The following is a 19,543-nucleotide window of genomic DNA, read 5'->3' as shown; positions in this document are numbered from 1 at the left end:
TCGCCGAGCCGGTATTACGCGTCAATCGAACCTGCTGTCCATCCATTCGATGGTCTGCATGCCGAAAAGGTCTGTGCCCCAGCCGTACAGGTCGGTGATCATGCGCACCATGCTGCAATTCGTCGGCTGGTAGGTCACGTCCGCGCCCTGCGCGCGGTAGATGTCGGCGAGCTCGCGGGAGTCGGCGGCGGGTACCAGCGACATGAACGAATCGTCGGCCGCGCAGGAGGCGATGAGCATCTTCGAGGTCGGCGTGCCCGAGCGGCCCAGGATGTTGTCCTCGAACGCGTGCTGGAAGCCCGGCTCGTCGGCCGGGTTCAGTCCGGTGTGGAACAGCATGTGCAGCGGCAGGAACGGCAGGCCGAAGTACGCGGGCGTCTGGCACTGGGTGCGGAAGAAGTCGGCGATCGCCTTGCCCGCCGGGTTCAGTTTCTCGTCGATCCGCATCTCCGGGTACCAGGGTTCGAGCCCGAGCAGCGTGGCGAACGCGAATCCGGAACCGACCGACCCGTCCGCGACGCGCATGAAATTGCGCGGTTTGACGACCATGCCTTCCAGCACAGTCGATTTCACGTTCAGGTCCGGTGCGTACTCGGGGTGGCGTTCGGCCGAGAACGCCGCACCCACACCGCCGCCCGCGATCCCGAACAGCGCGACCTGCGCCCGCGAATCCAGTCCCGCGTCGGGGAGCCGCAATGCCGCACGCGCGCCGTCGAGTTGGGCGTGGGCGGCGAACTTGCCCGCGAAGACGCCGTGCGGTTTGCGGTCGGCGTCGTTGCCCACGTCGGAGATCATCACCGCGTAGCCCTTGCCGAACATCATGGCCAGCGGCCCGAGCGCCGACCAGGACGCACCGTCCATCGGGGCGCCGCCGGTCCACTGGGTGCTCGGGTGACAGGACCAGCCGACGCTGTCGTTGGCCTCCTGATAGGAGATGAGCTTGCGGTCGGCGTTCGGGGTGCCGTCCACCGGGATCATGAGGATGCCGGTGCTGATCACCGGTGTGACGCCATCGATTCCGGTGGTGACGTACATGAGTTTCCACGCGTTCAGATTCGCGGGCTTGACGCCCGTGAACAGCACGTCCACTTTCTTGGACTTCAGTACCGTGCCGGGCTTTTCGTTCCCGGTGAGCGGAGGCTCCTGATAGAAGGGATCATCGGCGGCCAAGCCCTCCAGGATCTCGTGCGGCGAGGCGGGCTGCGCGCCTCGCAGAGAGCCGATCACGTAGCCGTTGAACACCTCGCCCAATCCGGGCGTGCGCGGCGGAAGCGGCTCGGCGGCGACGATTCCGGCGCACGAGACGGCCAGGGCGGCAGCGGCGAACGCGGCGGCCGCGCAAAAAGTACGACGTTTCATGTCAATTCACCGCCAGTTCGGTCTCGACGGGTTCGACGCGCAGATTGCGCGCCGCGGAATCCAGCAGCTGCGGGATGTTCAGCAGGGGCCGGTGGGTTTCCATCTGGATCTCGTAGGGAGTGCGCATCACGGCTTCCAATGCGGGCCAATTGTTCTCGACCTGGAACTTGTATTTCGGGAGCAGTTCGGCGGTGATGTAGTCCCAGCGCGCGTCGAAGACCGACCAGTTCCAGTCGGGCAGCGGCAGGACCAGCCGGGCGGGGCGGCCGTCGGCCTGCGTGAACGGGATGCGCACCGGGCGGAATTCGCGGGGCGGTGCGACGCCGGCCACCGACGGCGAACCCGCGGCGCCGCTGACGTAGGTGATGGCCTCGCCGACCGCGCCTTTGTATTCGCGGACGTGGTCCCACTGGGCGCGGATAGCCCATTCCTGTTCGCGGCGAAGCAGAGTCGCGTTGCCCGCGGCGATGCGGTCGCGATCGCCGGAAGACACATCGCGCCAGGCGTTCATGATCGACGCGTCGAACAATCCCGCGGCCTGGAACTCCTCGAGCGCCGGAAGTCCTTCGGTGACATAGGCGTCGTGCATCGGCATCAGGTCCGAGAAGATGTTCTTCTGCATCACCAGGATCATCCCGATGATGTAGTGCAGGTCGCCTGGGGTGATCTGCGAGCCGGCTTCGGCGAGCGCGCGCAGGCCGCCGGGGAGTTGCGCGACGGCGGCCGGGCCCGCGGCCTGCTGCACCGCGGCCACCACGCCGCGCGCCGACTCCGATATGCCGGGAAGCGCGTAGAGGGTGCCCATCAGCTCGAAATCGAGCAGGCCGCCGCCGAAGTCGGCGCCGACCTGGCCGCCCATGCCCGCCCACTGGAGTTCGCGGTGGGCCAGTTGCAGGTCCTCGTAGTAGCGGTAGGAGCGGATCAGGTTGTCGCGGTTGGCCTGTACGCCCGTCCTCGGGTCCCAGGAGCGCAGGTCGATGCCCGCCTTGCCGGTGGCGTCGACCAGCCAGTACTGGAAAAGCAGGGCGGCGTAGCGGGTGGGGGCGATGCCGCGCGAGCGGGCCTCGTCGAGCAGGCCGCGCAGTTCCGCCGCGTCATAGGGCAGGTCGGGGTGGACGCCGCCGGGGCCGTGCGACGCGTCGCGATTGACCAGCGGTAGGTCCAGATATCGATCCACCGCGCCGTTCGCCCCCGCGGGGCCCGCGACCGCGAGCCCGAGCCCGACCACCGCCGCGATCGCCACCGCCGCGGCGCGCAGCGAAACACCTATACGCATCAGCCGATTCAGCCTTCCTGTGCGGGCCCACCCCGGGACGCTTCCCGGATGCGGATCGATTTCCTGTCGGTAGCTAACAATCGAACATCTCCACACGAGAGGCCCCGACACGCTCCCGAACCCGCCGCATCAGCAGGTTACGAGCACGTAAACACAGAGATCATCCTGAATCAACCCTCGCCACCCCACCCTGCAACCCTGCCGAACGGAACCGAACCGTCATATTCGCGAGCAATTTGCTACAACATCGCAGGAAGAGTGCTACTTCACCTGAAGCCACCCACCTCGAGTTCCGATGAGAATCTTCACAACCCGTAACGCGCGAACCAGCGCCGAACACCGCCCGGACTCATGCGCCACGACAACCGGCCGCACAGCGCTCGGGCCCAGCCCACCCTTTGCCGACCGCGCCGGCCGTCATGGTCGGATACCTGATCGTCGACGGCGCCTTCATCGACACCGCCCTCGAGTCGGCAGGATTCTGCCGACTCACCGGTCGACATCGCCGACGATGGCCGAAAATCTCAAAATCGGCAATATATTGCCGATTGCCTACCGATGAGCGCTTTCCGGTGCTCCGAAGTGAGAAATCGGCAATATTCTGCCGATCCGGAGGTCGAACGTGATCAGCGATATCGGCAGGGCCGTGCGGACGACGCGACGCGCGTACAACCTGACACAAGAGCAACTCGCGGAGTTGGCGGGCACCTCCACCCGCACCATTCGCGAGATCGAACACGGCAGCGGCTCCACGAGTATCGGAACGGTCGCCGCGGTCCTCGGCGCCCTCGGCCTCACATTGCGAGCCGACCGATGACCCGGCTCGACGACCTCCGGCGAATCACCCGGGCCGACGTGTCACTTTTCGGAGCTGATACCCCCGAAAATGGCCGTGGCGCCCGGCTTTCGGAAAGCCGGGCGCCACGAGAAACTACCTGCGTCAGCGCTCCAGGATGGCGACGACGCCCTGGCCGCCGGCGGCGCAGATGGAGATGAGGGCGCGGCCGCCGCCCTTCTCGGCCAGCTGCTTGGCGGTGGAGGCGATGATGCGGCCGCCGGTGGCGGCGAAGGGGTGGCCCGCGGCGAGCGAGGAGCCGTTGACGTTGAGCTTGCTGCGGTCGATCGCACCCAGCGCGCCGTCCAGGCCCAGGCGCTCCTTGCAGTACTGGTCGGACTCCCAGGCCTGCAGGGTGGCCAGCACCACGGAGGCGAAGGCCTCGTGGATCTCGTAGAAGTCGAAGTCCTGCAGGGTGAGGCCGTTGCGGGCGAGCAGGCGCGGCACCGCGTAGGTGGGCGCCATGAGCAGGCCGTCGGGGCCGTGGATGTAGTCCACGGCGGCGACCTCGGAGTCCACCAGGTGCGCCAGCACGGGCAGGTTGCGCTCGGCGGCCCACTCGTCGCTGGAGAGCAGCACCGCCGACGCGCCGTCGGTGAGCGGGGTGGAGTTGCCGGCGGTCATGGTCGCGTCACCGGCCTTGACACCGAAGACCGGCTTCAGGGTGGCCAGCTTCTCGATGGTGGAGCCGGGGCGCAGGTTGTCGTCGCGGGTCAGCCCGAGGAACGGGGTGATGAGGTCGTCGAAGAAACCGCGGTCGTAGGCGGCGGCCATGTTCTTGTGCGACAGGTACGCCAGCTCGTCCTGCGCCTCGCGGGAGACGCCGAACTCCTTGGCGGTGATGGCGGCGTGTTCGCCCATCGACAGGCCGGTGCGCGGCTCGGCGTTGCGCGGGATCTCGATGCCCACCATGGAGGGACGCAGCTGGCCGACCAGCTTGAGGCGGTCCTTGGTGGTCTTGGCGCGGTTGGCCTGCAGCATCCACTCGCGCATGCCCTCGCTCACGCCGATCGGCGCGTCGGAGGTGGTGTCGGTGCCGCCGCCGACGCCGGCCTCGATGCGGCCGAGCGCGATCGCGTCACCGACGGTGACGATGGACTGCAGGCCGGTGCCACAGGCGAGCTGCAGGTCGTGGGCCGGGGTGTAGGGCGAGAGCTTGCTGCCGAGCACGCTCTCGCGGACCATGCCGTGCTCGCCGACGCGCTTGAGGACCGCGCCGCCGACGACCATGCCGAGGCGCTCGCCCTGCAGGTTGAACCGGCTCACCAGCCCGTCCAGCGCGGCGGTGAACATGTCCTGGTTGGAGGCGTTGGCGTACGCCTTGTCGGAGCGAGCGAACGGGATCCGGTTGCCGCCCACAATCGCGACGGGGCGCGCCGTCTTCGCGGTCTTGGCCGTGCTCTTGGCCGAACGGGCTTTGCTTGTCACTCGAGTCTCCAAGGTCTCGTCGGGGAATTGCCCGGCGCTCGGGTGCCACGAACGCCGTATCGCATCGGTTTACTTTAAACTTACTCTGGAGTAAGTTTGTTGTCGACACCGCATTCCCCGAAGGTGCGCCGACACGCCTCGTCGCCCGGTGCCTCCCCCGCAGGTCGCACCCGCAGCGCGTAGCGTGCCCGGAGCACCCGCGAACGCGACAGACATCCGCCGAGAAGACAAGAAAAGGTAGGAACCGTGGCAGCCAAGAGCAAGGGCGCACCCAACCTCTACGGATCGTTCGTCCACTCCGCCCCCGGACAGTTCCTGGCCAGCAAGCTGGGTCTGCCGCAGCCGGAGAACCTGCGTCGTTACGTCCCCGGCGAACCCCCGCTGACCGGCCCGGTGCTGATCGGCGGCAAGGGCCGCGTCGCCGAGCCGGTGCGCGCGCTGCTGAGCGACTACACCTTCGCCGACTCGCTGGTCCAGGGCACCAAGCACGGCGCGCTGGTGTTCGACGCCACCGGCATCGGCGCCATCGAGGACCTCTCGCAGCTGTTCGAATTCTTCCAGCCGGCCATGCGCAGCATCGCCGCGTCGGGCCGCGTCGTCGTGATCGGCACCACGCCGGAGCTGGCGGCCACCGTCGACGAGCAGATCGCCCAGCGCGCGCTGGAGGGCTTCACCCGCTCGGTCGCCAAGGAGCTGCTGCGCGGCGCCACCGCCCAGCTGGTCTACCTGCACCCGGAGGCCTCGGCCACCGCGACCGGCCTGGAATCCACCCTGCGCTTCCTGCTCTCGGCCAAGTCGGCGTTCGTCGACGGCCAGGTCATCCGGGTCGGCAAGGACGACAACGCCGCCGCCGGCATCAACTGGGACCGCCCGCTCGAGGGCAAGATCGCCGTGGTCACCGGCGCGGCGCGCGGCATCGGCGCCACCATCGCCGAGGTCTTCGCCCGCGACGGCGCGACGGTGATCGTCGCCGACATCCCGGCCGCCGGTGAGGCGCTCTCGGAGACCGCGAACAAGGTCGGCGGCACCGCGCTGGCGCTGGACGTGACCGCGCCCGACGCCGCCGACAAACTCGCCGAGTTCGCCACCGAGCGCTTCGGCGGCATCGACATCGTCGTGCACAACGCGGGCATCACCCGCGACAAGCTGCTCGCCAACATGGACGAGGGCCGCTGGAACTCCGTGATCAACGTGAATCTCGCCGCGCCGCACCGCATCACCGAGGGCCTGGTGGCCAAGGGTGTGCTGAAGGAGGGCGGCCGCGTGATCGACGTGTCCTCCATCGCGGGCATCGCGGGCAACCGCGGCCAGACCAACTACGGCGCGTCCAAGGCCGGCGTCATCGGCATGGTGAACGCCGAGGCGCCGAAGCTGGCCGAGAAGGGCATCACCATCAACGCGGTGGCGCCCGGCTTCATCGAGACCGCCATGACCGCGGCCATCCCGCTGGGCACCCGCGAGGCGGGCCGCCTGATGAGCTCGCTGCTGCAGGGCGGCCAGACCGTGGACGTGGCCGAGACCATCGCCTACTTCGCCAGCCCCGCGTCGAACGCGGTGAGCGGCAACGTGGTCCGGGTCTGCGGTCAGAGCCTGATCGGAGCATGATGACCGAGACCATCACGCTCACCGAAACCCCCAAGAACAGCAGCCTTTTCGTCAAGGCCGCGCTGGGGGCCGTTCCGGTGCCGCTGCTTTCGGCACGCAAGCCGCAACTGCCCGACCGGGTGATCGAGCTGGAGGGGCTGCGGGTCGATCCCGACCACCTGGCCGCCTACTGCCGGGCGACCGGCCTGCGTTTCGGCGATTCGCTGCCGCTGACCTACCCGTTCATCCTCAGCTTCCCGCTGGCGATGCAGCTGGTGGTGGCGCGGGACTTCCCGTTCGTGGCGGTGGGCGCGGTGCACGCGCAGAACCTGATCGAGCGCACCCGCGACATCTCGGTGTCCGAGCCGCTGGATTTCCGCACGCACATCGAGAACCTGCGCGAACACCCGAAGGGCCTGCTGGTGGACGCGATCACCGAGGTGAGCGTGGGCCGCGAACTGGTGTGGCGGCAGGTCACCACCTTCCTGCACCAGCAGCGCACCTCGCTGTCGGGCGGGCCCAAGCCCGAGCCGAAGCCCGACGAGGTGCCGCCGCCCCCGCTGCGCACCCTGCGGGTGGATCAGAAGACGATCACCCGCTACGCCAACGCGTCGGGCGATCACAACCCGATCCACACCTCGGCGTTGGGCGCCAAGGCTTTCGGCTTCCCGAAGGCCATCGCGCACGGCATGTGGTCGGCGGCGAACATCCTGTCGAACATCGAGGGCCGGATTCCCGAGAAGACCACCTACGCCGTGAAGTTCGGCAAGCCGATCCTGTTGCCCTCGACGGTGAACGTCTACGCCGATCAGGTCGACGGCGGGTGGGATCTGGCGCTGCTGAACCCGAAGAAGGGGTACCCGCACCTCACGGCCACGCTGCGCTGAGTGGACGTCGGCACCGCCCCCGGATCGCGTTGATCCGGGGGCGGTTTCGCGTTTCGGCGGCGCTCGGATCGTGGATCAGCAGTCGCAGCAGCAGTTTCCGCACTTGCCGCAACTGCCGCAGCAGTTGCCGCAGGACGAGGTGCAGTCGGCGCAATCGCAGCACCGCTCACACCAGCGCTTCCAGCGCGGTTCACGCCGCCGCCGCGTCTGCTGGTCGCGCTCGTCCCACCGGGGTGGTGGTGCGCTGCCCCAGGTCGCCGCGACGGGGATGAGCTGGCCGCCGGTGAACGCTGTTGCGGAGGCGAGCGTGTCACCGGATGTTCCGCAGGCGTGCCCGGATTCGGCGGGATGACAGACATGGGACGCGAGCGCGCCCATGCCCCGGCCGACGCGGTGCACGAGGGAACGCAGCGGGTCCAGCAGCATCCACCGGACCGTGGACACCTCGGCCAGTTCGGATTCCGCGAGGGCGATGCGCAGCGCCCGGTCGGATTCGCCGATCAACTCGTACGCTTCGGGCAGCGTGGTGCCGGTGGCGCGGAGCGGGTTGAAGCGGTCGACGTCGTCGTCGTAGTCCTCGACAGCGTCGGTGAGGTGAGCGATGCGGCCGAAGTGGCGGCCCGCGATGCGCAGTGGCTCGACGTTCTCCGGCCGGTCCGCGAGAACCGCTGTGTGCGCGAAGAACTCGGCGGCGCACAGCTGGGTCGGCGAGGTGAGTACGTCGAGAGGGTCAGCCCCACCCTGCGGTTCGCCGCCGAACGTGAATGTTCCACCGCGACTACGCGACTCGCCGGGGTCCGAAGTCTCGCACGCTGTGCCGTGGCGACGCTCTCGCGCACTGTGCCGCGGCGCCGAGCCGCTCGACCCGTCGTCTGCGGCTAAGGCGGCGACCGCCTCCCGCTCCAACCGTGCCTGCGAATCAATCGCGGCGACAAGCGGTTCCACATCGAACCCGATGGTCGCCGCCTGTGCGCGGGCGGCGTCGGCCCAGCGCGACGACACCCGCGTCATCGGGCGGCGGGCCAGTGCGGAGCTGTCGCCGTCCTCGACGTGATCGCGAATCTTGGCCGCCCCCAGCAACAGTGACGCCGTCACCGCCAGCCGCACACCGGGCGAATCGGCGGTGGCGACCCGAGCGCGCCGCATCCCGCGCAACGGGCACGGCCCCGCCTCGGCGCGCGGCGCGGGTGCGCGGAGCTGCGCTTCGGTGAGCATGCCGAGCAGCAGCGCGTCGGTGTTGGTCGCGGCGCGCGCCAGCTGACCGTGCTCGTCGCGCAGACCCAGGCACAGCCCGCACAGGTGCGCCCGCCATTCGCTCGCGTCGATTCCATACCGCGCCGCGCCGTGCGAACACGGCCTGAGCATTCCGAACATTCCGTCCCGTAAGTTTCGAGATTCCGGTGAACGGATGAACATAGGCCGAGCGCGAACCACCCGGCAACAGGAACGACGAGCGCGCCCTACTCCGGCTTGCGCCCCGCCAGACCGCGCCAGGCCAGATCGTCCAGCAGGTTCACGGCTTCCGCCACTTCGATGCGCCCGCTCGCGACCCGGTCGGCGATGGCCTCGCCCGCTCCGATCACGGCGACGGCGACCACGTCGAAGTTGGTGCCGGGTTCGGCGTGCCTGGCGCTGGATTCGAGCAGCTTCGCGGTGAGTTCGATGACCCGCTCGCGCGCGTTGTCGATCTCGGAGGCGAACGCTTGCTGGCCGATCGCCTGACGGTAGAGCACCTGCCAGGAACGGCGGTTGTGGTCGACGAAGCCGAGGAAGCCCTCCAGCGCGGTGCGCAGCTGTTCGTGCGGTTTGAGTTGCGGGTTGCCCGCGGGCGCCACGGCCTCGATGAAACGCATGCCCTCGCGCTGGATGCAGGCGCGGAACAGTTCGTCCTTGGAGCCGTAGTACAGGTAGAGCATCGGTTTGGAGATCTTCGCCTCGGCGGCGATGGCGTCCATCGAGGTATCGTGGAACCCCTTGCGCGAGAACACCTCGACGGCCGCGTCGAGCATCTGCTGCTCACGAACCGCCCGGGGCAGTCGCTTCGTTCCGCCGGCCATCCACTCTCCTACCGCATGGTGAAGCTTTCATCTTACTCCAAGGTAAGTTAGGCCGGATCGATTTGCCGAGGTGTACCGCGTGCCCGCGTCAGCAGGCCAGGGCGCCCTTGTACTTCCCCATCCGCACGACCGACGCGTCCACCTGCGCGGTGGGCAGCCGACCGTTCGCCACGGCCTGCTCCAGCCCGTCGAGCACCGACGAGACCGCGGTGGTGCTGATCCACAGGGCGTTGTCGGCCCCGGCGACCAGCGCGGCCTCCACGGCCTGCTCGATCCCCATTCGGTCGGTGATCGCGGCCATACCGCTCAGGTCGTCGGTGAAGATCGGCCCGTCGAAGGGTGCCGCGCCGTAGCCGGTGCCCTCCCGCAGCAGGCTCATGACCTGCGGGCTGATGCTGGCGGGCACGTCGGGCGTGGTGAGACCGGGCACGTCGAGGTGGCCGATCATGACGGCTGCGCCCGACCCGATCAGGTTGCGGAACGGCACCAGATCCACGGTCTGCAATTGGTCCAGCGGCGGGGTGCGGACCGCGCCGATGTGGGAGTCGCCCGACCCGGAGCCGTGGCCGGGGAAGTGCTTCATCACCGTGCCCACGCCCACCTCGCGCATGGCGCGGATGTAGGCGTCGGCGTAGCGGGTGACCACCTCGGGATCGTCGGAGAACGAACGGTCGCCGATGACGGTGTCGTCGGGCTGGCTGCTGACGTCCACGTCGGGCGCGAAGTTCACCGTCACGCCGAGGTCCTTCAGCGCGCGGCCACGGGTGAGGGTGGCCTCGTAGAACTGCTCGGGCGTCATGGTCTGCGCGGTGACGCGGGCCGAGGGGGCCGGGCCGATGAGATCGCGCACGCGCGAGACGCGCCCGCCCTCCTCATCGATCGTCACCATCAGCGGCGCGACGGCCTGGGCTTGGAGCGCGTCGAGGGAGCCGTCGGTGAGCATCGACCGGTCGGTCCATCCGCCCACGAAGATGCCGCCGACCTGCTCGGTGCTCACCACGTTGTTCGCGTCGGCCGCGCCGGTGATGCCGACGGTGAGCAACTGCGCGAGCTTCTGGCGCGGGGTGAAACGCGCGAGGTATTCGGCCGCGCAGTCCCGCGCGGCGGGGGTGGTGGGATCGGCGGTCGCCTCGGTGGTGCCGGGCGTGCCCGTGGGCGATGCGGTGGTGGTGGACGGCGTGTCGCCGCCGGAGCACGCCGTGGCGAGCGCCGCGCACACCGCGAACAGGGCCAGTGCCGTTTTCCGCATGGGATCCCACGGTAGTTCGCGGGCGGAACGCGTGTTCGGACGGGTCTGCCCGCGTGCGCCGGACCGACGGATGCGCGCGCCGGGAGCCAGAGCCCACATGATCGGCTCCGGCGTCGCCCGCGCTCCCGGTTCCTCGGCGAGCGCGCCGGCTGTCCCGGCCCGCATCGCCTGCCGACGCCCGCACATGCTCATCGACCCGATTCCCGCAGTTCAGCGCCGAAATCTCCGCGCGCCGCCGCCGCGTGGGCCGGCGCGAACGGGGTACCCTCGACAACACAACCGCTCGACTCCAGCGGGAGGTCACCGTGCCCTGCGATCTGATGCTCATCGCCTACGACGGTTCCGAGAACGCCAAGCGCGCCATCGAATACGCGGGCCGATTCCTCTCGGCGAACAGAGCCGTGGTGCTCACGGCGTGGGAGCCGATGGTGCGCCAGGCGGCGCGCCTGTCCGGACTGTCGGGCGTCATGCAGCCGGAATGGGTGCCCGACGAGGAGATCGAGGACATCGCCTACGTCGACGCGCGCAACACCAACACCGAGGGCGTGCGGCTGGCCAAACTCGCCGGACTCAACGCCGAGGCGCGCACCGCCGAATGCACCACCACCATCTGGAACGCCATCGTGGCATGCGCCGACGACCTGGACGTCGACATCATCGTCGCGGGCACCCGCGGCGCCACCGGCATCCGCGCCCTGCTGCACAGCAGCGTCGCCGACGCGGTGCTCAAACACTGCCACCGGCCGGTCCTGCTGGTGCCGCCCGGCAAGGAACCGCACCGCTGAGCGCGAGCGAGGCACAGCACACCCATCTCGGCCTCGCCGCCAACGCCATCCGCCGCACCCCACCTGCGATCAGACGTCTCATTCGCGCCTTCCGACCACCTCGGGGAGGGAGCCTGACGACCGACTGTTCGCGGCCACCAGCGCGCCAACAAACACAGCCCGCTTTTGTCCACCCCGCCGCGCCCCGATGAGACGTAGATCGCTCGCGGCGAGCTAGCACAACAATTGCGCTCGTGACCGGCCTATCGTCGGAATCCATGAACGGATTCCTGCTCGCCCAGCCCGGGGCCGTGATGCGCTCGACCGGGAGTGCCGCGGCATTCGACCAGGTGGAGGGGGCACGAGCCGCTCTGCGCGACGGCGCGGGACTCGTCGTCGGCGCGCTCGCGTTCGACCCGGGCAAGCCCGCCGCGCTCACCGTGCCCGAACGCTTCGAGTACACGGCCGGTCCGTGGCGCCCCGCCGCGGTGCCGCCGCTGCCGGAGGTGCGGGCGGTCACCGAGATCCCCAGCCAGGCCGAGCACATCGCGCGCGTCACCAAACTGGTCGAGCAGCTCAACGATCCCGCGCAGCCGCTGCGCAAGGTGGTGGCCGCCAGGGCGGTGCTCGCGGAGGCCGCCGAACCGCTCACCGCCGACCTCGTCGCCGCGCACCTGCTCACCCGGCACCCGCACGCCAACGTCTTCTCCGTCGATCTCACCCCGTCGGGCCGCACGGGCGCGGCGCTGATCGGCGCGACCCCCGAGGTGCTGGTCGCCCGGCACGGCGACAAGGTGACGTTGCGCCCGCTGGCGGGCACGCTGCCGCGCCACCCCGATGCCGAGACCGACGCCGCCCGCGCCGCCGAACTCCTGGCCAGCGCCAAGAACCGCGACGAGCACGCGTTCGTCATCGAGTGGATCCGCGACATCCTCACCCCGGTATGCGCCGAACTCGACATCCCCGACGGCCCCGAACTCGTCGACACCCACGACGTGTGGCATCTGGCCACACCGATCACCGGCCGCCTCGCCGACCCCTCGATCACCTCGCTCGACCTCGCGGTCATGCTGCACCCCACCCCGGCGGTGTGCGGCACCCCGACCGAGCTGGCGCTGGACACCATCAACCATCTCGAGGAGGACCGCGGCTTCTACGGCGGCGCGGTGGGCTGGTGTGACGCGCGCGGCGACGGCGACTGGATGGTCGCGATCCGCTGCGCCGAACTCTCCGCCGACGGCCGGTCGCTGCGCGCGCACGCGGGCGGCGGGATCGTGGCGGCCTCCGAGCCGCGCGCCGAACTGGACGAGACCTCGGCCAAGCTGCGCACTTTCCTGGGCGGGCTGAACTGCGCCGTGCCACAGGACTGAAACCGCCACGTTTGTCACCTAGCTCACGCCGGGGTGGTTTCATGCGGTAGGTTGACCCGGAATACGCCCTGCTTCGATGTATTGGAGTGCCGTAATGAAGTTTGCTGTTCCTGGTGTTGCGAGCGCGGTCGTCGGCGCCGTGCTCGGTGCGATCACGGTGTTCGCGATCACCGCCGCGGTGCAGCAGAACAGCCGCCCCGACATCGATCGCAGTGGCGACGCCGACTCCTCGCTGCTCAACAGCGTTGAGTACGGCAGCCGCTGAGCCGCTGACCCCAGACCTATCCGCCGACTCGCTCGGCACACCCGGCGCGGTCCCGGCTCGGCCGGACACCGCGCCGCTCGGTAGACGGTGGTTCGCCGCGACCGCGGTCGTGGCGTTCCTGCTGACCTTCCTGCAGGCGCCCGGCCTGACGGTCGCCGACACGAAGTACGACCTGGCGCAGAATCCGCTGGGTTTCCTCGACCGCGCCTCGCACCTGTGGAACAGCCTGGCCCCGATGGGGCAGGTGCAGAACCAGGCGTACGGGTACTTCTTCCCGCACGGCGCGTTCTTCTCCGCCGGTGATCTGCTCGGGCTGCCCGCCTGGGTGACGCAGCGGATCTGGTGGGCGCTGCTGCTGCTCGCCGGGTTCTGGGGGATCATCCGGCTCTGCGAAACGCTCGGCATCGGCACGCGCGGGTCGCGCATCGTCGCGGCGATCGCGTTCACGCTCTCGCCGCGCGTCCTCACCACCCTCGGCTCCATCTCCTCGGAGACGCTGCCGATGGTGCTGGCGCCGTGGGTGCTGCTCGCGCCCGCCGCGCTGGGCAACGCCTATCGCAAACACACACGGGGCGGCGCGGATTCACCCGCCGGAAGCGCGCTGGCACTCGCGCTGATGGGCGCGGTGAACGCAGTCGCGACCGTCGCCGCGTTCCTGCCCGCGCTGCTGTGGTGGGCCTCGTACAAACCCGATCGCCGCTGGTGGCGGTTCACGCGGGCGTGGGTGCCGCTGCTGGTGCTGGCGACGTTCTGGTGGGTGGTGCCGCTGCTGCTGCTCGGCCGCGTGAGCCCGCCGTTCCTGGATTTCATCGAGTCGTCCGGTGTGACGACGCAGTGGGCGTCGCTGGCCGAGGTGCTGCGCGGCACCGACAGCTGGACGCCGTTCGTGTCGCCGGAGCGCATCGCGGGCGCGGTGCTGGTGACGCAACCGGCCGCGGTGCTGGCGACGGGGTTGATCGCCGCCGCGGGCATGGCGGGCCTGGCGATGCGGTCGATGCCGCACCGCGGGCGGCTCGGGCTCATCCTGATGGTGGGGCTGGTCGGGATCTGCGCCGGTTACGTCGGGGAGCTGAGCGGGCCGTTCGCCGATTCGGTGCGCGTGTTCCTCGATTCCCAAGGCGCGCCGCTGCGCAACGTGCACAAACTCGAACCGCTCATCCGCATCCCGCTGGTGCTGGGCCTGGCTCACCTGCTGGCGCGGGTGCCGCTGCCCGGATCGGCGCCGATGGCGCGGTGGCGCGAGGCCTTCGCCCATCCCGAACGCGACAAGATGGTGGCGCTGGCCGCGCTGATCCTGACGGCGCTGGCGCTGGCGACCTCGCTGGCGTGGACCGGCAAGCTGGCGCCGCGCGGCGCCTACGACGCGGTGCCGGAGTACTGGCACCAGACGGCGGACTGGTTGCGGGACAACGCCTCCGACACGCGCGCGCTGGTGGTGCCGGGCGCCCCATTCGGCAGTCAGGTGTGGGGCCTCACGCGCGACGAGCCGTTGCAGGCGCTGGCCACCACGCCGTGGGCGGTGCGCGACGCGGTGCCGCTGAACCCGCCGGGCACGATCCGGGCGATGGACTCGGTGCAGCGGTTGATCGCCGACGGCAGGCCCTCGGCCGGACTGGCCTCGACGCTGGCCGAGCAGGGAATCGGCGTCCTGGTGTTGCGCAACGACCTCGACCCGGAGACGTCGCGGTCGACGCGTCCGATGCTGGCGCACCGGGCCGTCGAAGGGTCGCCGGGATTGACCAAAGTCGCCGAATTCGGTGCGCCCGTGGAAGCTTCGGTGGTCGCCGACGGCCTGGTCGCCGACGGTGATCTGCGGCCGACCTATCCGGCGGTCGAGATCTACCGGGTCGATCCGGCGGCTCCGGGTGTGGCGGATGTCGAAATACTCTCCGGCACAGGGGCTCCCGAGTCGTTCCCCGGTGCGTACACGGTGCCGCTGTCGTCGGTGCCCGTCGTGCAGGGTGGGCCCGAGGTGCTGGAGCGGCGCAACCGCGACGGTTCCGCGCCGCACCCTTCGCTGCTCGCGGCCGACGCGGCGCGGGCCGGGGTGCCCGTCGGGGCGGTGACCGTCACGGATACGCCGATGAACCGGGAGGCCGATTTCGGCCGCGTCGACAACCACAACTCGGCGCTGCGCTCCCCCGACGACGCGCGCCGCACCCACAACCTCGTCCCGGACTACCCGGTGGACGGCGCCGAACTCGTGCAGGGCGAATGGTCCGGCGCCACGGTCACCGCGTCGAGTTCAGCGGCCGACGCCACCCAGCTGGGCGGCGCCGCGCCCGGCAGTTCGACCGCCGCCGCCGTGGACGGCGATCCCGCCACCTCGTGGATCAGCAACGGCGCGGAACGCGCACTGGGACAATGGCTTCGGCTCGATCTCGACGAGCCGGTCGGCGTCGGGCAGCTGCGGTTCACGGTGAGCGGAGCCGCCATCGGCGATCCGGTGCGCTGGGTGGAGGTGCGCACCAATAACGGCAGCACCTCGGTGCGGGTCACCGAACCCGGTGAGCCGCTGTCGGTTTCGCTGCCCGCCGGAAAGACCGACTGGGTCCGGATCACGGCGACGCGCACCCGCGACGGCAGTGGCGGCGGACAGTTCGGCATCAGCGAACTGGAGCTGTTCGACTACACCGTCCGCGACGCACCGGAGCGGGTGAACATCCGGCACCGCACGGTGCTGCCCGCCACGCCGGACGGCGCGCAGGTTCTCGGCTGGGATCTCGGCCAGGAATTCCCCGGGCGCAGTGCGTGTTTCGATTCGCCCGACCGCGTGCGGTGCCACAAGGGCCTGGCGCTCTCGGCTGAGGAGCCGGGCAAGTTCGAACGCACGCTCTCGGCGCCCGCGCCGATGGCCGTCACGCCCGAGCTCACCGTGCGCACCCGGCAGGGACCCGCGCTGGAGGCGCTGCTCACCGATCCGGAGCGGCCGGTGGCGCGCGGACAGTCCGACGTGGGAGATCTGCGCGGGTCGGCGTTCGCCGCGACCGACGGCGATGTGCGCACCACGTGGACCGCGCCCGAGGACACCGCGCGCAACGCGGCCGGCGCGAAACCCACACTCACGCTGGAACTTCCGTCGCCCACTCTGGTGACCGGGCTGGAGATCACGCCCTCGCTCGGCGGGCTGCCCGCCCCGCCCGCGACCGTCGCGGTGAACCTCGGCAACGGTCCGCAGGTGCGCGAGGTGGACGGGCCGACCCGGATCTCATTGTTCCCCACGGTCACCGACCGCATCGAAATCAGCGTGCAGAGCTGGCATTCGGTGCTCGACCGCACCGCGATCGGGTTCACCCTCACCCAGCCCACCGGCTTGGCCGAGGTGTCGGTGCTCGGGCCGGAGTATCCGGCGGCGGCCTTCGATCGCGAACTCACGGTGCCGTGCGAACTCGGCCCGACCATCGCGCTCGGCGGACAGGTCGTCCGCACGTCGGTCACCGCGACCGTCGAGGAACTGCGTTCGGGTGCACCGGTTTCCGCTCGGGTCTGCGATCCGGTGGAGCTGCCTGTCGCGCAGGGCGCGTCCGACGTGGTTGTCGCCCCGACGGAACTGTTCTCCGTCGACCGGCTGCGCCTGAACAGCACCGCGCCGGCCCCGCCCGTCGCGGCCGACGGCACCCGAGTCCTGGTGCTGCCGTTGAGCACCAACGTCGGATGGGAGGCGCACACCGCCGACGGACGCGCCCTCGACCCGATCGTCATCGACGGCTGGCAGCAGGCGTGGTTGCTCCCCGCCGGCGTCGAGGGCCCGATCACCGTGTCGTTCCCCGCCGACCGCTGGTACCGGCTCGCCATCTTCGGCGGACTGCTGCTCGTGCTACCCCTCTTCTACCTCGCGATTCCGCGCCGTGGACACCCCGCCGCCGAACACCCCGTCCGCACCTGGGGCACCCGCCCGATCGCCGCCCTCGGCCTGCTCGCCACCGCCACCATCATCGCGGGCCCCGTCGGCGCGGGCCTCACCCTCGCCGGCCTCGCCGCCGCCCACTTCCAACCGCACCGCACCGCCAAATCCCTTGCCGCGGTAGCGGGCCTGTTCACTGCCCTCAGCATGGCCGCCCTCTCCACCGGGCCCTGGCGCGCGCCCGGCGGTTACGTCGGCGACTCCCTCTGGGTGCAGTTGCCCGCGCTGATCGCGGTGGTCGCCGTGGGGCTGGCCGCCCTTCCGCGGCGGAGGTGATGCGGGGTTACGGCGTTTCGTCACGCCGACCGCCCAGCAGCACGATTGTCGCCGTGCCCTTTCAGCGGCGGAGGTGAGATTCGTCCGGTAATTGCTGACGTCGCGGAGGACGTAGCAGGCCTGATCCGGAGTGCGTTACGATCTTGGTCGTCAGGTTGCGGCCCGACGGGCTTCCGCCCTGCGGATATGCCCCCGCTGCACGAGGTTTCGTGCTGGCTTGGGGTAGGGGCGTGGTGGACAAGGCACTGCGGTCGACAGCGGAACAAGTGTTGGACTGGTCCGCGGAGGCCATCCTCGCGGAGTTGCTCACCGACCATCTGAGGCGACAGGCAGGGCACCGCGGCTCGGAGCAGCGGTCATGGGAAGCCAGTCTGCCGATTCTCGCGCAGGATCTACTGGATGCCGGTCTGGGTAAGGTCGAGATGCTGCTGGAGTATCGGCTACCAATGGCCAGGTCCCGGGCGGATGTGGTCCTCTGCGGCGTACATCCGCAGACCGGTGAGGACAGCTACGTCGTGGTCGAGCTCAAGCAATGGAGCGCGGCCGAGACCGTCTACAACAGTGATCGGATCGTCAGGGCCCACGGTCTGCCTGGAGAACAGTTGCACCCGATCGGTCAGGTACGGGGCTACTGCAAATACCTCACACAGAATGTCGAGTTCCTCCACGACCGACCCCACGCGGTACACGGCGTGGCATATTTGCACAACGCGACCCAGAATTCGATCAGCAGTCTCCGGGTCGGTCACGCCGACCGGTTCGGCCGCATGTTCACCGGTGACACCCGCACACAATTCAGGGAGTTCCTGGCAACGAGGTTGGCTCCGGCCGCCGACTTCTCGCCCGGCGATCGACTGCTGAAGAGTCCGATCCGACCGCGGCCCACCCTGCTCGACTTCACGGCCTCGGAACTGCGCGGCCCGACAGAGTTCGCTCTGCTGGACAACCAAGAACTCGCCTACCAGCGTGTGCTCGAGAGTGTCCGATGGTCACACGAGCGGGATGGCAAGACCGTGGTGATCGTGACCGGCGGACCGGGCAGTGGGAAGAGCCTCATCGCGGTGGCACTGCTGGCGGAACTGCACCGCGCGGGAAAGCAGGTACGCCACGCGACCGGCGCGCAGGCGTTCACCGAGTCATTGCGCAAATACCCGGCGCGAGGCTCGACCGAGCTGAAGGGCTTGTTTCAGTACTACCGGACCTTCGCGGACTACGCGAAGAATGAACTCGACGTCCTGATCTGCGATGAAGCGCATCGCATTCGCAGGGTCTCGACCAACCGCTTCACCAAGAAGGAGAAGCGCACTGATCGGCCGCAAGTAGATGAACTCATCGCAGCGGCCAAGGTCCCGGTGTTCCTCTTGGACGAGCATCAGGTCGTGCGCCCGGATGAGGTCGGCACCGTCGAGGAGATCCGGGCTCACGCCACGCGCGCCGGATACCCGGTCGACATGATCGAATTGGACGGGCTGTTTCGGTGTGGCGGTTCGGAAGCGTATGACGAGTGGGTCCGCCGCCTACTGGGCTTACGGGCCGGTGGTCCGACTCGATGGAATGGTGATGCGAACTTCGAGGTTCGCGTCGCGCGGTCGCCACAGGAGATGCAGGACTACCTGCGTGCGAAGAACAGCGCGGGGGAAACGGCTCGGATCACCGCAGGATACTGCTGGCCGTGGAGTGATCCGAACCCAGACGGCAGCCTCGTCGATGACGTCCGCATCCAATCTTGGTCGATGCCATGGAATCTGAAGACGGAACGGGCGGTCAACGGGATTCCGTCGCGATTGTTCTGGGCCACCGATCGGGCGGGTTTCGATCAGGTCGGCTGCATCTACACCGCTCAGGGATTCGAATACGACTGGGCTGGGGTGATCATCGGTCCCGACCTCGTCGCCCGCGGAGGACGCCTCGTCAGCGTGCGGAGTGCGAGTAAAGACCCTGCGATGAGGGCGAAAAGCCTGTTGGACGACAGGTACGACGAACTGACCCGCAATATCTACAAGGTGCTGCTCACCCGTGGAATGCGGGGCGCCATCCTTTACGCGACCGATGAGGAAACATCGGCATTTCTCCAGGAGTTGGTCGGGGAATCCACGTCAGGTTGATGTCGCCGATCCGGAGCGACCGCGTCGGGCCCGCTCACCGGCGGTTGGCGAGACGCGTCCGCGTGTGTCATCGAATTGGCTGTCCAGCGCGAGGGGCGATGCCCCGCACGAACACGTGGAGCTCCGATGCCGTCGGCAGGGCTGGTCAGGCCCCGCTTCGTCAACGCCGCCCGAAAACGGACCA

At 69.3% G+C, this 19,543-nt stretch carries 14 protein-coding genes; 8 read left to right on the top strand and 6 right to left on the bottom strand.

Features of this window, described 5'->3' with window-relative positions:
- Nucleotides 1–21: 21 nt before the first annotated feature.
- A complete protein-coding gene (locus tag OHB21_RS09075; RefSeq protein WP_195125078.1) occupies nt 22–1,359 on the bottom strand; it encodes a lipase family protein in 1,338 nt (445 codons plus the stop codon).
- A gap of 1 nt (nt 1,360) precedes the next feature.
- A complete protein-coding gene (locus OHB21_RS09070) occupies nt 1,361–2,635 on the bottom strand; it encodes a hypothetical protein (RefSeq protein WP_067503527.1) in 1,275 nt (424 codons plus the stop codon).
- Nucleotides 2,636–3,257: 622 nt separating this feature from the next.
- On the opposite strand from OHB21_RS09070, the gene OHB21_RS09065 reads away from it, so the two are divergent.
- The gene (locus tag OHB21_RS09065; RefSeq protein WP_067503524.1) at nt 3,258–3,452 is read left to right on the top strand and encodes a helix-turn-helix domain-containing protein; all 195 of its coding nucleotides are present in this window, start codon (nt 3,258–3,260) and stop codon (nt 3,450–3,452) included.
- 123 nt (nt 3,453–3,575) lie between these two features.
- On the opposite strand, the gene OHB21_RS09060 is transcribed toward OHB21_RS09065, so the two are convergent.
- Nucleotides 3,576–4,898, bottom strand: coding sequence for an acetyl-CoA C-acetyltransferase (locus OHB21_RS09060; protein WP_067503521.1), 1,323 nt, complete (start codon nt 4,896–4,898; stop codon nt 3,576–3,578).
- 246 nt (nt 4,899–5,144) lie between these two features.
- Between OHB21_RS09060 and OHB21_RS09055 the strand changes: the two genes are divergently transcribed.
- Together OHB21_RS09055 and OHB21_RS09050 are read left to right on the top strand one after the other, a co-directional pair.
- On the top strand, nt 5,145–6,503 hold the full coding sequence (locus tag OHB21_RS09055) for a 3-oxoacyl-ACP reductase (RefSeq protein WP_067503518.1): 1,359 nt from the start codon (nt 5,145–5,147) through the stop codon (nt 6,501–6,503).
- Nucleotides 6,500–7,369: a MaoC/PaaZ C-terminal domain-containing protein gene (locus tag OHB21_RS09050; RefSeq protein WP_067503513.1), complete on the top strand. Its 870-nt coding sequence runs from the start codon at nt 6,500–6,502 to the stop codon at nt 7,367–7,369. Before OHB21_RS09055 ends, OHB21_RS09050 begins: the two co-directional genes overlap by 4 nt.
- 75 nt (nt 7,370–7,444) lie before the next feature.
- Here OHB21_RS09050 and OHB21_RS09045 read toward each other — a convergent pair whose 3' ends face one another.
- From OHB21_RS09045 to OHB21_RS09035, 3 genes are all read right to left on the bottom strand, one after another.
- Nucleotides 7,445–8,743, bottom strand: coding sequence for a DUF5685 family protein (locus OHB21_RS09045; RefSeq protein ID WP_195125077.1), 1,299 nt, complete (start codon nt 8,741–8,743; stop codon nt 7,445–7,447).
- Between the two features lie 86 nt (nt 8,744–8,829).
- Nucleotides 8,830–9,426, bottom strand: coding sequence for a TetR/AcrR family transcriptional regulator (locus OHB21_RS09040; RefSeq protein ID WP_067503510.1), 597 nt, complete (start codon nt 9,424–9,426; stop codon nt 8,830–8,832).
- Between the two features lie 88 nt (nt 9,427–9,514).
- Complete coding sequence (locus OHB21_RS09035) at nt 9,515–10,675, bottom strand: glycoside hydrolase family 3 N-terminal domain-containing protein (RefSeq protein ID WP_195125076.1); 1,161 nt, start codon at nt 10,673–10,675, stop codon at nt 9,515–9,517.
- 305 nt (nt 10,676–10,980) lie between these two features.
- On the opposite strand from OHB21_RS09035, the gene OHB21_RS09030 reads away from it, so the two are divergent.
- The 5 genes from OHB21_RS09030 (at nt 10,981) to OHB21_RS09010 (ending at nt 19,359) form a co-directional block, all read left to right on the top strand.
- Entirely contained in the window at nt 10,981–11,460 is a 480-nt protein-coding gene (locus tag OHB21_RS09030) for a universal stress protein (RefSeq protein WP_113975122.1), read from the top strand.
- Between the two features lie 257 nt (nt 11,461–11,717).
- On the top strand, nt 11,718–12,809 hold the full coding sequence (locus OHB21_RS09025; RefSeq protein ID WP_067503507.1) for an isochorismate synthase: 1,092 nt from the start codon (nt 11,718–11,720) through the stop codon (nt 12,807–12,809).
- Between the two features lie 94 nt (nt 12,810–12,903).
- Nucleotides 12,904–13,074: a DUF2613 domain-containing protein gene (locus tag OHB21_RS09020; RefSeq protein ID WP_084537321.1), complete on the top strand. Its 171-nt coding sequence runs from the start codon at nt 12,904–12,906 to the stop codon at nt 13,072–13,074.
- Nucleotides 13,075–13,078: 4 nt separating this feature from the next.
- Entirely contained in the window at nt 13,079–17,254 is a 4,176-nt protein-coding gene (locus tag OHB21_RS09015) for an alpha-(1->3)-arabinofuranosyltransferase domain-containing protein (protein WP_195125206.1), read from the top strand.
- Nucleotides 17,255–17,484: 230 nt separating this feature from the next.
- On the top strand, nt 17,485–19,359 hold the full coding sequence (locus OHB21_RS09010; protein WP_324196556.1) for a DUF2075 domain-containing protein: 1,875 nt from the start codon (nt 17,485–17,487) through the stop codon (nt 19,357–19,359).
- The last annotated feature ends 184 nt before the right edge of the window (nt 19,360–19,543 follow it).

Origin of the sequence: Nocardia puris (assembly GCF_036051655.1) — a bacterium.
Taxonomy (GTDB): Bacteria; Actinomycetota; Actinomycetes; order Mycobacteriales; family Mycobacteriaceae; genus Nocardia; species Nocardia puris.
Note: the sequence above shows the minus strand (reverse complement) of the source record. Positions and strands in the feature narration are given on the sequence as shown.